The organism is Rhizobium sp. 01L410 (assembly GCF_056400165.1).
The window spans coordinates 142,329-156,557 of record NZ_JBFTST010000012.1 but is presented as its reverse complement, the minus strand read 5'-3'; the positions used below and the strand labels follow the sequence as shown (position 1 = coordinate 156,557).

12 protein-coding genes are annotated in these 14,229 nt (G+C 62.5%); 5 read left to right on the top strand and 7 right to left on the bottom strand.

What is annotated here, in order from left to right; all coding sequences use genetic code 11:
- The first annotated feature begins 2 nt into the window (after positions 1-2).
- The 3 genes from AC1DV9_RS23675 (at position 3) to AC1DV9_RS23665 (ending at position 4,191) form a co-directional block, all read left to right on the top strand.
- Positions 3-1,634: an alpha-D-glucose phosphate-specific phosphoglucomutase gene (locus tag AC1DV9_RS23675; protein WP_112385568.1), complete on the top strand. Its 1,632-nt coding sequence runs from the start codon at positions 3-5 to the stop codon at positions 1,632-1,634.
- Positions 1,635-1,644: 10 nt separating this feature from the next.
- Positions 1,645-3,615 carry a glycogen debranching protein GlgX gene (gene glgX, locus AC1DV9_RS23670; RefSeq protein ID WP_477950255.1) on the top strand — a complete coding sequence of 657 codons (1,971 nt, stop codon included), beginning with the start codon at positions 1,645-1,647 and terminating at the stop codon, positions 3,613-3,615.
- 90 nt (positions 3,616-3,705) lie between these two features.
- The gene (locus AC1DV9_RS23665; protein ID WP_477950254.1) at positions 3,706-4,191 is read left to right on the top strand and encodes a MaoC family dehydratase; all 486 of its coding nucleotides are present in this window, start codon (positions 3,706-3,708) and stop codon (positions 4,189-4,191) included.
- 14 nt (positions 4,192-4,205) lie between these two features.
- On the opposite strand, the gene AC1DV9_RS23660 is transcribed toward AC1DV9_RS23665, so the two are convergent.
- Genes AC1DV9_RS23660 through AC1DV9_RS23635 form a run of 6 tightly spaced genes read right to left on the bottom strand, consistent with a single transcriptional unit; the run spans position 4,206 to position 10,174 of the window.
- Positions 4,206-4,604 (bottom strand): VOC family protein, encoded by a 399-nt coding sequence (locus AC1DV9_RS23660; protein ID WP_477950253.1) that lies wholly within the window; start codon positions 4,602-4,604, stop codon positions 4,206-4,208.
- Between the two features lie 12 nt (positions 4,605-4,616).
- Positions 4,617-5,165: a sarcosine oxidase subunit gamma gene (locus AC1DV9_RS23655; RefSeq protein ID WP_477950252.1), complete on the bottom strand. Its 549-nt coding sequence runs from the start codon at positions 5,163-5,165 to the stop codon at positions 4,617-4,619.
- Positions 5,158-8,151 (bottom strand): sarcosine oxidase subunit alpha, encoded by a 2,994-nt coding sequence (locus AC1DV9_RS23650; protein WP_477950251.1) that lies wholly within the window; start codon positions 8,149-8,151, stop codon positions 5,158-5,160. Before AC1DV9_RS23650 ends, AC1DV9_RS23655 begins: the two co-directional genes overlap by 8 nt.
- The gene (locus tag AC1DV9_RS23645; protein WP_477950250.1) at positions 8,148-8,507 is read right to left on the bottom strand and encodes a sarcosine oxidase subunit delta; all 360 of its coding nucleotides are present in this window, start codon (positions 8,505-8,507) and stop codon (positions 8,148-8,150) included. Before AC1DV9_RS23645 ends, AC1DV9_RS23650 begins: the two co-directional genes overlap by 4 nt.
- A gap of 12 nt (positions 8,508-8,519) precedes the next feature.
- Entirely contained in the window at positions 8,520-8,921 is a 402-nt protein-coding gene (locus AC1DV9_RS23640) for a hypothetical protein (RefSeq protein ID WP_477950249.1), read from the bottom strand.
- Positions 8,921-10,174: a sarcosine oxidase subunit beta family protein gene (locus AC1DV9_RS23635; protein ID WP_477950248.1), complete on the bottom strand. Its 1,254-nt coding sequence runs from the start codon at positions 10,172-10,174 to the stop codon at positions 8,921-8,923. Before AC1DV9_RS23635 ends, AC1DV9_RS23640 begins: the two co-directional genes overlap by 1 nt.
- A 244-nt stretch (positions 10,175-10,418) precedes the next feature.
- Here AC1DV9_RS23635 and AC1DV9_RS23630 point away from each other — a divergent pair, with 244 nt between their 5' ends.
- Positions 10,419-11,468 (top strand): FecR family protein, encoded by a 1,050-nt coding sequence (locus tag AC1DV9_RS23630; protein ID WP_477950247.1) that lies wholly within the window; start codon positions 10,419-10,421, stop codon positions 11,466-11,468.
- Here the strand turns inward: AC1DV9_RS23630 and AC1DV9_RS23625 are convergent.
- Entirely contained in the window at positions 11,465-13,642 is a 2,178-nt protein-coding gene (locus tag AC1DV9_RS23625) for a CHASE2 domain-containing protein (RefSeq protein ID WP_477950276.1), read from the bottom strand. The two genes, AC1DV9_RS23630 and AC1DV9_RS23625, sit on opposite strands and share 4 nt — an antisense overlap.
- 278 nt (positions 13,643-13,920) lie before the next feature.
- Between AC1DV9_RS23625 and rpsU the strand changes: the two genes are divergently transcribed.
- Positions 13,921-14,133, top strand: coding sequence for a 30S ribosomal protein S21 (rpsU, locus tag AC1DV9_RS23620; protein ID WP_003585885.1), 213 nt, complete (start codon positions 13,921-13,923; stop codon positions 14,131-14,133).
- Positions 14,134-14,229 lie beyond the last annotated feature (96 nt).

Genomic DNA, 14,229 nt, shown 5'->3' with positions numbered 1-14,229 from the left:
AAATGAACAAGTCCGTATCCACCACGCCCTTCCAGGATCAGAAACCCGGCACCTCGGGTCTCCGCAAGAAGGTCCCGGTCTTCCAGCAGCCGAACTATGCTGAGAACTTCATCCAGTCGATCTTCGATTCGCTGGAGGGATACCAGGGCAAGAGCCTCGTCATCGGTGGTGACGGACGTTACTACAATCGCGAAGTCATCCAGAAGGCGATCAAGCTCGCTGCTGCCAATGGCTTCGGCAAAGTGATCGTCGGCAAGGGCGGCATTCTCTCGACACCTGCAGCGTCCCACATCATCCGCAAATACAAGGCTTTCGGCGGCATCATTCTCTCCGCCAGCCACAATCCCGGCGGTCCGACCGAAGACTTCGGCATCAAATACAACGTCAACAATGGTGGCCCGGCGCCCGAAAAGATCACCGACGCGATCTATGCCCGCACCAAGGTGATCGACAGCTACAAGATTGCCGACTTCGGCGACGTCAATATCGACCGCATCGGCAAGGAAGAGCTTCCGGGTGGCATGATTCTCTCGGTCATCGATTCGGTCGAAGACTACGCCGCGATGATGGAAGAGCTGTTCGATTTCGGCGCCATCCGCAATCTGATCAGCCTCGGTTTCCGGATCGCCTTCGATGCGATGAGCGCTGTCACCGGCCCCTATGCCAAAGAAATCTTCGAAAACCGTCTCGGCGCGCCGCTGGGCTCGGTCCGCAATTTCATGCCGCTTCCCGATTTCGGCGGCCACCATCCGGACCCGAACCCGGTTCACTGCAAGGAACTCTACGACGAGATGATGGGCGACGATGCGCCCGATTTCGGCGCGGCATCCGACGGTGACGGCGACCGCAACCTCATTGTCGGCCGCGGTATCTTCGTGACCCCATCAGACAGCCTGGCGATCCTCGCTGCCAACGCGCATCTGGCGCCCGGTTACTCCGGCGGCCTCGCCGGTATCGCCCGCTCGATGCCGACATCGGGCGCGGCTGACCGCGTTGCCGAAAAGCGCGGCATCGGCATGTATGAAACGCCGACCGGCTGGAAGTTCTTCGGCAACCTGCTCGACGCAGGCATGGCGACGATCTGCGGCGAAGAGAGCGCCGGCACCGGCTCCAACCATGTTCGCGAAAAGGATGGCCTGTGGGCCGTGCTGCTCTGGCTGAACATCCTCGCCGTGCGCGGCGAAAGCGTTCAGGACGTCGTCACCCAGCATTGGCAGACATACGGCCGCAACTACTATTCGCGCCACGACTATGAAGCCGTCGATACCGATGCCGCAAATGGCCTGATCGACAATCTGCGCGCCCAGCTTCCTACCTTGCCCGGCAAGGTCTTCGGCAGCCTGACTGCCGAGAAGGCCGACGATTTTGCCTATCACGATCCGGTCGACAAGTCGGTCAGCGAGCATCAGGGCATCCGTATCCTGTTCAAGGGCGGCTCCCGCGTCGTCTTCCGTCTCTCCGGCACTGGTACGTCTGGCGCAACCCTGCGCGTCTATATCGAACGTTACGAGCCGGATTCGAGCCGGCACAACATCGAAACGCAGGAGGCGCTGGCCGACCTGATCGCCGCCGCGGAAGCCATCGCAGACATCCGCAAACGCACGGGCCGGGACGCACCTTCCGTCATCACCTGACCGGGGGCACATGCGGGCGGACAACAGGGCAAAAGGCGGCGCCGTTCTTTTCGAGACCGGCGTCGAGTTTACAGTCTGGTCGCAACATGCCGCAGAGATCCAGCTCTGCCTCTTCGACAAGAGCGGCAACAAGCAGGTCGCGCGCCTGCCGATGGCGCGCGAGGATGGCTACATCCACCGCCTCTTCGTCGATAACCTGAAGGAAGGCGCACGCTACGGCCTGCGCGCCGACGGCATCTATGCGCCCGACAACGGCCTGTGGTTCGACCCGTCGAAGCTGCTCGTCGATCCCTACGCCAAGGAGCTCGACCGTCCGTTCCGCCATGATCCGCGCCTCGGCACCTTTGGTGAAGAGACCCAGGACTTGATGCCCAAGGCGATCGTCACCCGCGATCAGAAGGCAAAGCCCGGAAAACCGCTGTTCCGTCCCGGCGGCTTCATCTATGAGGTCGCGATCAAGCCCTTCACCATGCAGCATCCGGATGTGCCTGAGAAGCAGCGCGGCACCGTTGCCGCCCTCGCCCACCCGTCCATTATTGCGCATCTCAAGCGGATCGGCGTCGATGCGGTCGAGCTAATGCCGATCACCGCCTGGATCGACGAACGCCACCTGCCGCCGCTCGGACTGACCAACGGCTGGGGCTACAATCCCGTTGCCTTCATGGCGCTTGATCCCCGCCTCTGCCCCGGCGGCATGGCCGAGCTGCGCGATACTATCGCCAAGCTGCATGCCGAAGGCATCGCCGTCATCCTCGATCTCGTTTTCAATCACACCGGCGAAAGCGACCGCTACGGCACGACGCTGTCGATGCGCGGGCTCGACAACCTCTCCTTCTACCGCCACCTGCCGGGCCGCCCGGGCGAGCTCGTCAACGATACTGGAACCGGCAACACAGTCGCCTGCGATCACCCCTATATCCGCCAGCTGATCATCGACAGCCTCAGGCATTTCGTTCTCGGCGCTGCAATCGATGGCTTCCGCTTCGATCTCGCTCCCGTGCTCGGCCGCACGGCCTCCGGCTTCGAAGGTCAAGGTGAGACACTGTCGGCGATCCTAGCCGACGACGTGCTCGCTGATCGCGTCATGATCGCCGAGCCCTGGGATATCGGTCCCGGCGGCTACCAGCTCGGCAATTTTCCGGCACCCTTCCTCGAATGGAACGACCGCGTCCGCGACGATATCCGTTGCTACTGGCGTGGCGACGACTGGAAGACCGGGCCACTGGCAACCGCACTTGCAGGCTCGTCCGACATCTTCGGCCGCGACGGCCGTCAGGCAACCCGCAGCGTCAACTTCCTCGCCGCCCATGACGGCTTCACGCTGAAAGACCTCGTCTCCTATAATGGCAAGCACAACGAGGCAAACGGCGAGGACAATCGCGACGGGCACAACGAGAACCATTCCTGGAACAACGGCGTCGAAGGCGAGACGAAATATCCTGATATTATCGCAAGGCGCCGCGCCGACCTGATGGCGCTGATCGCAACGCTGTTTGCCAGCCGCGGCAGCATCATGCTGACCGCCGGTGACGAGGGCGGCCGCAGCCAGCGCGGCAACAACAACGCCTACTGCCAGGACAACGAGATCACCTGGGTGGATTGGAAGACGCTCGATGACGAGTTGATCGCCCACACTGCCTTTGTCTCCGCGCTCAGAAAGCGTTTCGCGGTCTTCTCCGAAAGCAGCTTTTTCACCGGCAACGGTGACGTCAGCTGGCTGTCTCCTTCAGGCCAGCCGATGACCACTGGCGAATGGGAAACACCCAACCTCTCTTCTTTCGGCATGATGCTGGCAACCCGCGACGGCACGGCGCGAAAGATCGTCCGGCTTTCCGTGCTGTTCAACCGTGCAAGCACACCCGTATCGTTCACACTTCCGGCTGGGGCCGCATGGCGCGAACTGACGCGTTCCGGCAGCAAAAAAGTCGATCAGACGGTATCGCTTCCGGCCCGTAGCGCTATGTTCTATCTGGAAAATTGAGCTGGCCGGTCATCAGGCGCGAATCCTTGTCGCAACCGTCACAAAGGCGCGATAAGGCTTGATGCTCGCGGCTGTTTTGACGAGGATTGTATGGGTAAGGAAATTGCGCTCGCCGACGTGAAAGGTCTCGTCGGCACCAAGACCGGGATCTCCGATTGGATCACGGTCGACCAGACGATGATCGATGCCTTTGCCGGCGCCACCAACGACCACCAGTTCATCCACACCGATCCCGAACGCGCAGCCGCCGAAAGTCCCTACGGCGGAACGGTCGCTCATGGCTTCCTGACGCTGTCGCTGCTCTCGGCGATGAACTTCGACGCTCTGCCAAAGATCCGCGAACAGACGATGGGCATCAACTACGGTTTCGACAAGGTCCGCTTCATGTCGCCGGTGAAGACAGGCGCGCGCATCCGCGGCCATTTCACCCTCGCCGACGCCCGCCTGCGCGGCGCGGCAATGATGATGACGACCTACGAAGTATCGGTCGAAATCGAAAACGAGAAGAAACCGGCGCTGACGGCCAACTGGATTACCATTGCCCAGTTCGACCCGAAGGACCGGCCGGCGGCGTAAGGCCGGCGCGGCTCTTACTCAGCTGAATTCAATACGGCTTCCAGATGATGGCCATCAGGGTCGACGATAAAGGCTGCATAGTAATGCTCGCCATAGTCGGGTCTGAGGCCAGGGCGTCCATTGTCGCTGCCTCCGTTCGCCAAGGCCGCCGCGTGAAATAGCGCGACGGCGTTGCGATCGGGTGCTGCAACCGCCAGGTGGAAGCCCGGACCGGGAGGACGCTGCCGTTCACAGACATGCTTCAGCGCCAGCTTGTCGCCACCACCCGGCACACCGTAGCCAACCGCCTGCCCGGTCTCCCCCGGCCGGAGATCTTCCCAAACCCGAACGTAGCCGAGCGGCTGAAGAACAGCATCATAAAATGCCGCCGAACGTTCGATGTCCGAAACGCCGAGGGAGATATGATGCAGCATCGGCAATCCGCCCTAGTGCCCAGCGTCCTCGGCACCTTCGCTGAGAAGACCGAAGACGAAGGTTGCGAAGGAGCGCCAGCATTCGACGCGGAACGTATCGTCTTCTGTGCGGAAGAGGATGATTTCGGCCTTGCCGAAGATGGTGCGCGAGCAGGCTCCGACCGGGAAGGTTGCGAGCGACAGATCCTGGGGGCAGCCGGAGGCGAGAGCCAGCTCGGCACCCGGACCCGAGACGATAATGCCGACATTGCGGTGCGAAACGTCGGTTGCCGAATGCATCTCAGAGACACCGGACAGAGCGGCCATCAGGTCGGCACCGCTTTCGTCAATGGCAAGCCATTCGTCCGGTCCGATCCACAGCACCGAGCGTCCACCGGAACGGCCGGATGTCTTCGGCACGTTCGGGATGGTCACGCCAAGCGCTGCCGACAGCGCCTGAAGCGAAGCCTGCGGTGCGCGCAGCGCTATCCGCGTTGCAGGTGCCGCCGAGGTCAGCCGGACGGCCGAGGAGCCGCCATGACGGCCGGCTAGAACGGATCTGCGAATTGCGGTCTCAGCCATTGATCCGGCCTCCTTCCTTGTCAAAGAACACCATATCCGTCACCTCGACGGCAATGGTCTTGTCGGGCATCGGTATGTAGAGCGTCTCGCCCATCCGCGCCCTGCCGCCGGCAACGAGCGCGAAGGCGATCGAGCGGCCGCAATTTTCCGACCAGTAGGACGAGGTGACATGCCCGAGCATGGTCATCGGCTTCGGTTCGTTCGGATTGGCAACAACCTGCGCACCTTCCTCGAGAACAACGTTCGGATCCTTTGTCACGAGGCCGACCAGCTGTTTGCGGCCTTCCTTCGTGAGGTCGATACGCTTCAGGCCGCGGATACCGACGAAGTCGGTCTTCTTCTTGGAAACCGCCCAGGAAAGACCGGCATCGTCAGGGGTGACAGTGCCGTCGGTATCCTGGCCGACGATGATGTAGCCCTTTTCGGCGCGCAGCACGTGCATGGTTTCCGTACCGTAGGCGCAGGCGCCGAGCGGCTCGGCATTGGCCCAGATGGCTTCGAGCACGGCCTGACCGTAATCGGCAGGAACGTTGATTTCGAAACCGGCCTCACCGGTGAACGAAACGCGGAACAGACGGGCCGGAACGCCCATGACCGTGCACTCGGCAACGCTCATATGCGGGAAGGCTTCGTTGGAGATATCGACGCCCTCGACGAGCGGCGCGATGATCTCGCGTGCCTTCGGGCCCTGAACCGCAATGACCGCCCACTGTTCGGTCACCGACGTCAGCCAGACGTTCAGATGCGGGAATTCCGTCTGCAGGTAGTCTTCCATATGGTTGAGAACGCGCGGCGCACCGCCCGTCGTCGTCGTCACATGGAAGCGATCCTCGCTCAGGCGGCCGACGACGCCGTCGTCGTAAACGAAGCCGTCTTCGCGGGTCATGATGCCATAGCGGCACTTGCCGGGCTTCAGCGTATCCCAGGCGTTGGTATACATCAGATTCATGAACTGGGCGGCATCGGGGCCGACAACCTCGATCTTGCCGAGGGTCGAAGCATCGAATATGCCCGCGACTTCACGTGCCGTCCTGCACTCGCGCGAAACGGCCTGATGCATGGTTTCGCCCGCACGCGGATAGAACCAGGCGCGTTTCCAGTTGCCGACATCCTCGAACACCGCACCCTGCGCCTCTTCCCACTGGTGAAGCGGCGTCTTGCGCGTAGGGTCAAACAGTTCGCCACGCGAATGCGCGATCAGCGTACCATAGGTGACAGGCGTATAGGGCGCGCGGAAGGTCGTGAGACCGACCTGCGGGATATCCTTGCCCAGCATTTCGGCGGCGATCGCCAGGCCGTGCATGTTGGACAGCTTGCCCTGGTCGGATGCCATGCCATTCGTCGTGAAGCGCTTGATATGCTCGATCGAATGCATGCCTTCGCGAACGGCAAGGCGGATGTCCTTGGCGCAAACGTCGTGCTGGAAATCAATGAAGGCCTTGGCACTGGTATCGGGGCCGGCACCTTCAGCGGCGCCGATCATTCCGCCGGTCCACTGGAAGGCCTGCTCGGCAGCGATGCTGATCTTGCCGCTGCCCTGCTTGCCGGATGCCTGTGCCATCAGTTCACCGGCGGCAAGCGATTCTTCGATCGTCTGCTGCAGATCGTCGGTGCCGTTGCAGGCGCCGACTGAGAGGCATTCCTGCGCATAGGTGCCCGGCAGGAACCGCTCGGTCTCCACGTCGAACTTCACCTTGCCGCGAGACTGCGAGAACAGATGCACCGAGGGCGTCCAGCCGGCGGACACCAGCAGCGCGTCGATGGCGATCTTGCGCGGCGAGCTGCCGCCATTGCGGGCAACGGTCATCGAGGAGACGCGCAGCTTGCCGGCGGTATCGAGCACCGCATGGCCTGCCAGAACCTCGATGCCGAGCGAACGGGCTTCGGCCAGAACGGCGGCGCCCGGCTGCGGGCGGCAATCGACGATCGCCGCGATCGCGACACCGGCGCGCTTCAGATCGAAGGCAGCCTCATAGGCCGAGTCATGCGCGGTGTAGACGCCAACCTTCGCACCGACAGCCACGCCGTACTGGTTGAGGTACATGCGCGCGGCAGATGCCAGCATGATGCCCGGGCGGTCGTTGTTCGGGAACACCATGTGGCGCTCGATCGCACCATTGGCGAGGATAACCCGCTTGGCACGCACCTGCCAGAGGCGCTCGCGCGGCAATTCGCGGCCGGGGTTGGAAACGTGGTCGGTAACGCGCTCGGCAAGCGCCACGAAATTGTGGTTGTAGTAGCCGAAAGCCGTCGTGCGGGTTAGCACCTGGACATTGTCCATCGCCCGGAGCTTGGCAGCCGTCTGCTGCGCCCAGGTATAGCCATCGACGCCATCGATCTTGACGCCGCTGTCATAACGCAGCGCGCCGCCGACATCCGCCTGCTCGTCGCAGAGGATGACGTTTGCGCCAGCTTCGGCCGCAGCAAGAGCTGCCGAAAGACCGGCAACGCCGGCACCGGCGACCAGCACGTCGCAATGCGCGTAGCGGCTGGCATAGTGATCGGGATCGGCCTCGGCCGGCGCGACGCCGAGACCGGCAGCCCGGCGGATCATCGGCTCGTAGACATGCTTCCAGGCAGCTTTCGGCCACATGAAGGTCTTGTAGTAGAAACCGGCCGCGAAGAACGGCGACATCAGATTGTTGACGCCGCCGATATCGAAGGCGAGCGACGGGAAGCGGTTCTGCGACTTGACGATCATGCCGTCGAAGACTTCCTGAACCGTGGCGCGCACGTTCGGCTGCTTGCGGGCACTGTCACGCGCAACGTCGATCAGCGCATTCGGCTCTTCCGCACCGGCAGACAGGATGCCGCGCGGACGGTGGTACTTGAAGGAACGGCCGACCAGATGCACGCCATTGGCAATCAGCGCCGAAGCGACGGTATCGCCCTCAAGCGCCGTGTAGCTCTTGCCGTCGAAGGTGAAGCGGGCGGTCTTGGCTGGCGTCAGACGCCCCTTGCCTGCAATACGGTTCGCGCCGCTCATTTTGCGTCTCCATCTCGGTTGTCTTCGACAACCACGGCTTCATAGGTTTCGACGGGGGCGTGCGGAACGGCGGCAGCGCCGATCTCAGGCTTCGGCTCGCCTGCCTTGTACGTCTTGATGAATTTGTCGCTGATCGTGTCGCGCGCCGCATTGAAGAAGCGGCCGCAACCGTTCATGTGCCGCCAGCGCTCGAAGATCAGTCCCTTCGGATTGCTGCGCAGGAAGAAATACTCTTCAAACGCCTCGTCGGAGATCGACGCGATGTCGGTTGGGCGGGCGATATGCGCATCGCCGGCGCCGCGGAATTCGAGCTCGGAGCGCTCTTCCTGACAGTAAGGGCAGTAGATCAGTAGCATGTGATACCTGTCTTAGAGTTCCGATCCGGAAACAATGGTTCCGGGAGGTTGATTGCAAAGCCGCCTGCCAAGCGCGACATAGGGGCCGATCCGTTTGAGCAGCTGCTCGAAATTCTCATAGGGCTTCAACACATCCGTTATGCCGATATTCGCGAAAGCCATTCCGTATAAGTCCGTATCGATCACGTAAGCCCTGTCTTTCGAACCGCCCTCTGACGGCAGGAAATAGACCGCCGGCTGGTGGAAAACGAAGGCGCAGGCCAGCATTCCGCTATCCGCCACAAAGGGCCAGTCCTTCTCGCCCCCTGCCCGCTCGATCTTCTGAAGCCGGAAATCCCCGGCTTCCGGCACGACATTGCCTGCGGGCACCGCCCCCATGACAAGTCCCGCCGAAAGGAGGACTTCCACAATCATCAGTGCGCCACGGCGGCAGCCGCTGCCTCGTCGATGAGGCGGCCGGTCCGGAAGCGGTCAAGCGTCAGCCCGGCATTGAACTTGTGCGCCTCGTCGCGGGCGATGAGATGCGCAAACAGGTTTGCCGAACCCGGCGTTGCCTTGAAGCCGCCCGTACCCCAGCCGCAGTTGACGTAGAGGCCCGGTACCGGCGTCTTCGACTGGATCGCCGAACGATCCGGCGTGTTGTCGACGATACCGCCCCACTGGCGCATCATCTTGACGCGGCGGAACATCGGGAAGAGTTCGCAGATGGCATCCAACGTATGGGTGATGATCTGCAGGCCACCGGTCTGCGAGTACGAATTGTATTGGTCCGTACCGGCGCCGATGACCAACTCGCCCTTGTCCGACTGCGAAATATAGGCATGCACGGTGTTCGACATGACGACGCAGGGGAAGATCGGCTTCAGCGGCTCGGACACCAAGGCCTGAAGCGGGCTGGACTGCAGTGGCACGCGCACGTCGGCCATGTTCATGACGACGGTGGAGTGGCCGGCGGCGGATACACCGATCTTCTTCGCACCGATGTAGCCACGGTTTGTCTCGACACCGGTGACACGGCCATCGGGGCCGCGGCGGATGCCGGTGACTTCGCAATTCTGGATGATGTGGACGCCGCGGTCCGAGGCGGCGCGTGCGTAGCCCCAGGCAACCGCATCGTGACGGGCCGTACCGCCGCGGCGCTGCAGGGCGGCGCCGTTGATCGGGTAGCGGGCGCTCGCGGAAATATCGAGCGGCGGGCAATAGGCCTTGGCCTGCTCCGGCGTCAGCCATTCATTGTCGATGCCGTAGAGACGGTTCGCATGAATATGCCGCTTGAAGGACTGCTGGTCGTGAACATTGTGCGAGAGCATCATCACGCCACGCGGCGAATACATCACATTGTAGTTGAGGTCCTGGGAGAGGTTCTCCCAGAGCTTCATCGAATGCTCGTAGATGTGCATGCTCTCTTCATAGAGATAGTTCGAGCGGATGATGGTCGTGTTGCGGCCGGTATTGCCGCCGCCGAGCCATCCCTTTTCGAGCACCGCGACATTGGTAATGCCGTGCTCCTTGGCAAGATAATAGGCGGCACCGAGACCATGACCGCCACCGCCGACGATGATGACGTCGTATTCCGCGCGCGGTTCAGGCGAAGTCCACTGCTTCTCCCAGCCCTTGTGGGCTCGGAGGGCTTCTCTCGCAACGGCAAAGACCGAGTATTTCCGCATCCGCCATCATCTCCTTAGGGACAGGCATTCTTCTTCGTGGCCATACAAATCGCAAATCCAAAAGCGGCACAACGTTTCTTTTGCGACGCGGAACGGCTTTTGTTTGACATGCGCGAGATCGTACCGCGTGCCTGAGACCGTCCGGTTCCGAGTAAATGCAGTCTCTGCCTGGGGTTAGCCCAAGAGGGCAGGCAGACCGTGCGGCGCAGAACATGCTAATATCCATATATGTGAGGGATATTTCATGTGGTTTTCGCGATGTGCTGCAATTGCGGCACTCGGTTTTGCGTCATTGATCCCGGTAACGGCCGCGGCGGCGGAAGCCGTGGGCGAAGCTGTGGAGATCAAGACCGCGGTAACCGGCGAACAGGGGCCACTCGAAGTCAACTCCGCCGTCTATCGCGACGATCGCATCCGCACGTCGCAATCGGGCCTGGGGCAGTTCGTCTTCCGCGACGGAACGAAACTTGCTGTCGGCTGGGGCTCATCCGTCGTCATCGACCGCTATGTCTTCGACGACAGCGATTCCGTAAAGCGTCTTAGTATCAAGGCTGCAAAGGGCACGTTCCGCTGGATCAGCGGCAGCTCCAAGTCCTCGGCCTACCAGATCCTAACCCCTGCCGGAACGATCGGCGTCAGGGGCACCGCCTTCGATTTCTTCGTCGGTCCGGATGGCACGACGGCCGTCGTGCTTCTGAACGGCGCGGCGCAATTCTGCGGACCTGGCGGCTGCCGGCAGCTGACGCGGCGCTGCGACTGCGTGATCGCCGATCGCAGCGGTGGCATGACCGACGTCAAGCATGTCGATCGCAGCGTGCTGCAGACGCTCGGCACCAATCGCGCCCTTCCGTTTCTGTCCGGCAGTCAACGTCTCTCGGGCATGCTCGGCACCAGCTGCGGCATGAGCGCCGCATTGCAGGACCGGCGCGACCCGGTGGCCCCCGCTCCCCGCCTGGCGCCGCCGCCACCGCCTCCGCCGGTTCCACCGGAGAAACCGTCAAACCCGGATAAGCCTCACAAGCCCCATAAGCCGGACAAGCCGGACAAACCGGATAGGCCCCACAAACCGGACAAGCCTGACAAACCGCACGGGCCGGACAGACCCGACAGACCGGATCGGCCAGACAGGCCTGACAGACCGGATCGACCGGATAGCCCGGGTGGTCACGATCACGGCGGCGATGATCACGACCATGGCCGCGGACACGGTACCCGCGACCACGATGGCGATCGCGGTGACAGGGGCGGCAACCGGGACGGAAGGGATCGCGGCAACTGGAGCCGCGGCCGTTAGGATTGGATGATCTGCCGTTTATGCGGCGCCGGTGGCGCATCACGGAAATGATCGGCACGGCGGGCGAGCTTGCGGTAGAAATCCGGCAGATGCGGCGACACGGCCCTGGCTTTCAGCCTGATCGCGCCGGCGATCCGCCGGAGCGCTGGCGAGCGGCTCCGCAACGCCGAGAGCAGTTCCGCATGCAGCAGACGCAATTCGGTGAACTCGGCCGACCCGGCAAGCGTCGGGCCGCCGACGACGGCGAAGAGTTCGGTCCGCGTGCTTTTCCCCTTCAGCCCCACCGCGCCAGCCTCCAGCAGCGCCATCTCGCGCTGGCGCTTGGCGGTTTCCTCCGAAATCAGAATGTCGAAACCGACCTCCTTGCAGGAGGATTCGATACGCGCCGCGACATTGACCGCGTCGCCGACTGCCGAATAGTTGAAACGCGTTTCCGCCCCCATGTTGCCGACGCAGGCGACACCGGTGTGGATGCCGATGCCGATGCCAACTTTCTGATCCGGGCCGAAACCGAAGGCATCCTCGGCGTTCAGCCGGGCCAGCGTCTCGCGCATCGCCAGCGCCGCACGCACCGCCTTCGCCTCGTGGTCGGCGACATCGACGGGCGCATTCCAGAAGGCCATGATCGAATCGCCAATGAACTTGTCGAGCGTGCCTTCGTTTGCGATCACGTGGTAGCTCAAGGCATCGAGCAGCGTATTCAGAAAGTGGACGACAGCGGTCGGCGGAAGCCGCTCGCTGATCTCAGTGAAGTCGCGGACATCGACGAACATCACGGTCAACTCCCGGTCGTCGCCACCGAGGCGCAGCGCATCACGCGTGTGCTCTATTCTATAAAGCAGCGACGGCGAGAGATAATGACCGAAGGCGCGGCGCACCTCCCGCCTCTCCCGGTCGATGACGAGATTACGGAACGATGTCGCCGCGAAATGCGTGATCGAGCCGCCGAGGATTGGCGCCAGCGGATCAAGCAGCAGGCCGAGCGCCGAGAAGCAAAACCAGGACGCGACCAGCGCCAACGCGGTGATCGCGAGCCCGCAGGCGAGCGCGACGGCCGGGCTGACAAACGTGGTTATGAATACCAGCAGCGTCCCGAGTACGGCGATCGCCAGAATCTCCAACCCATCAGCCCAATCCGGCCGCGACAGGAAGTGACCAGAGAGGATCTGCTCCACCGTCTGCGCATGCAGCGATACGCCGGGCACATTTTCGCCGAGTGCCGTGGTGCGGATATCCTGCAGGCCGGCAGCAGATGTGCCGATGAAGAGAATGCTGCCGTTGATCGCCTCGGCGACGGCGGGCGGCGGACCGGTGCCATCGAGGATCAGCCGCGCAGAGATATAGCGTTCCGCCCGGTCGGGCGTGACGTAAAGCCAGAGTTCGCCTGCGACCGTCACCGGCACGACGAAATCACCGATCTTCGCCGACGTCATGACCCCGGCAACCGCGGGAGCCCCGGCCAGCACATAGGTCGATGCGCCCTGCGCCACCCGCAACGCTTCCATTGCGAGATTGGGATAGAACTGGCTGCCATCGCTGAGGAACAGCGGGACGGCCCTCACCACCGGCGAAGGATTGCCCGGATTGAGGCTGATGTGGCCGATCCCGGCGGCATTCTTCTCCAGCCCCGGCCGAAGCGGCGTTGCCGCCGCAAGATGCGGAAGTGCCGCCGCCGGATCTTCACCGGTAAAGGCAAAACCAGCCTTCACCGGCGGACGGTAGTGACCTTCGTTCGAAAGACCGAAGCCAAGCACAACGGGCCTGGAAGCGATCGAAGCGGCGAAGATCTGGTCGTTGTCGGGCAATTTCGCGATCACGGCCGGGTCGATGCCTTCGGCGTCCGCGGCGATCGCCCGCGGTGAAAGCCGGTCCGGCTCGGCAAACAGCATGTCGAAAGCGATCGCGGCGGCACCCATTTCGGAAAGACGCTCGACCAGATGCGCGAGCCGGTCGCGCGGCCAGGGCCATTGCCCGAACTCCTTGAGCGACGCCTCGTCGATATCGATCACGTGCACAGGCACGGGCTCGAATGGCCGCGGCGCGATCCGCTGATACTCATCGAAAGTGACATCCCGCGCCTGCCGCAGCAGCGAAGGGTCGCCCGCCCGAAGGGCCGTCAGCGCCGCGACGATCAACAGACCGATGAGAACGCCGATTTGCTGCGTACGCGTCATGAACATGCAGCGCTCTTGAGATGGAGCCACGCGGCGGCAGCGAATTTACGACGCTTTCGCATCAATGGCCACTCGCCCTTATGGATGGGTAGGCGGTGCGGCTGGCGGCTCTATCCGCCATTTTTTCCACACCAGTCCACATCCCGGCTGGACTTCCAGAAAGCGATCTGATATCCCGCATCACCAATCGCAAGGCTCTCGCCGCGCGAACGTTATGTTTTTGCCTCTGGCGCTGCGTCGCCTCATGGCGCAACCAAAACCAAAGGAACGTGATTCTCGTGCAGGTACTCGTCCGCGATAACAATGTTGACCAGGCTCTCCGCGCTCTCAAGAAGAAGATGCAGCGCGAAGGTATTTTCCGCGAAATGAAGATGCGCGATTACTACGAAAAGCCGTCGCAGAAGCGCGCTCGCGAAAAGGCTGAAGCCGTTCGCCGCGTTCGCAAGCTGGCTCGCAAGCGGGCACAGCGCGAAGGTCTGGTTGCACGCTAAGGCGTGTCCGTCGTTATTTCGACGTTTTCAGATGCATGTTGGCGGGGGCGATTGGTGTCGCCGCCGCCTTTTTAATTTGCCGCTGAAGATCGCATG

Bases quoted from the DNA above. Each gene is read 5' to 3' on its own strand.
- AC1DV9_RS23650 (WP_477950251.1), bottom strand. From the start codon at position 8,151: ATGAGCGGCGCGAACCGTATTGCAGGCAAGGGGCGTCTGACGCCAGCC.
- AC1DV9_RS23630 (WP_477950247.1), top strand. From the start codon at position 10,419: ATGTGGTTTTCGCGATGTGCTGCAATTGCGGCACTCGGTTTTGCGTCA.
- AC1DV9_RS23665 (WP_477950254.1), top strand. From the start codon at position 3,706: ATGGGTAAGGAAATTGCGCTCGCCGACGTGAAAGGTCTCGTCGGCACC.
- AC1DV9_RS23655 (WP_477950252.1), bottom strand. From the start codon at position 5,165: ATGGCTGAGACCGCAATTCGCAGATCCGTTCTAGCCGGCCGTCATGGC.
- AC1DV9_RS23635 (WP_477950248.1), bottom strand. From the start codon at position 10,174: ATGCGGAAATACTCGGTCTTTGCCGTTGCGAGAGAAGCCCTCCGAGCC.
- AC1DV9_RS23645 (WP_477950250.1), bottom strand. From the start codon at position 8,507: ATGCTACTGATCTACTGCCCTTACTGTCAGGAAGAGCGCTCCGAGCTC.
- glgX (WP_477950255.1), top strand. From the start codon at position 1,645: ATGCGGGCGGACAACAGGGCAAAAGGCGGCGCCGTTCTTTTCGAGACC.
- AC1DV9_RS23660 (WP_477950253.1), bottom strand. From the start codon at position 4,604: ATGCTGCATCATATCTCCCTCGGCGTTTCGGACATCGAACGTTCGGCG.
- AC1DV9_RS23640 (WP_477950249.1), bottom strand. From the start codon at position 8,921: ATGATTGTGGAAGTCCTCCTTTCGGCGGGACTTGTCATGGGGGCGGTG.
- AC1DV9_RS23625 (WP_477950276.1), bottom strand. From the start codon at position 13,642: ATGACGCGTACGCAGCAAATCGGCGTTCTCATCGGTCTGTTGATCGTC.
- AC1DV9_RS23675 (WP_112385568.1), top strand. From the start codon at position 3: ATGAACAAGTCCGTATCCACCACGCCCTTCCAGGATCAGAAACCCGGC.